1 protein-coding gene and 1 pseudogene are annotated in these 427 nt (G+C 58.5%); one reads left to right on the top strand and one right to left on the bottom strand.

The window, feature by feature from the left end:
* Positions 1-117 (top strand): annotated as a pseudogene (locus tag EN893_RS39805) (glutathione S-transferase); the annotation flags it as partial.
* A 117-nt stretch (positions 118-234) separates the two neighbouring features.
* Here EN893_RS39805 and EN893_RS37690 read toward each other — a convergent pair.
* Positions 235-427 (bottom strand): outer membrane beta-barrel protein (locus tag EN893_RS37690; protein ID WP_164901578.1); only part of this gene is annotated, 193 nt, incomplete at its 5' end.

The following is a 427-nucleotide window of genomic DNA, read 5'->3' as shown; positions in this document are numbered from 1 at the left end:
GGCTATCTCTCGCTGCGTTTTGCCGGAAAATGGGAGAAGGGTCGCGCCCGGTTGACGCGATGGGCGGCACGCTTCGACGAGAAGTTTCCAGAACTGAAGCCCTGCATTCCTGGTTGATAGCCGATTGCCCGGAATTGATTTCCCGGGTTATCGATTCGATCACCGGGAAAATCACTCAGACACAAAAAAAGCCGGGCGCGAGGCCCGGCTTTTTCGTGTCGTGGCTTGAACGACTTAGAACTTCATACCGACGCCGAAGGTGACGCGGTTGTCGGTGGCCTTGACCTTGCCGATGCCGTCGAAGCTCTTGCTGCCGAAGTCGGTGTAACGATACTCGACGCGGCCGAAGACATTGTCGGTCAGCTTGATGTCGGTGCCAACACCGGCGGTCCAGCCGAGCATCGTTGCGCGATCGCTGGCCCCAAGG

It is taken from the genome of Mesorhizobium sp. M7A.F.Ca.CA.004.04.2.1 (assembly GCF_004022825.1).
Lineage (GTDB): Bacteria > Pseudomonadota > Alphaproteobacteria > Rhizobiales > Rhizobiaceae > Mesorhizobium.
Note: the sequence above shows the minus strand (reverse complement) of the source record. Positions and strands in the feature narration are given on the sequence as shown.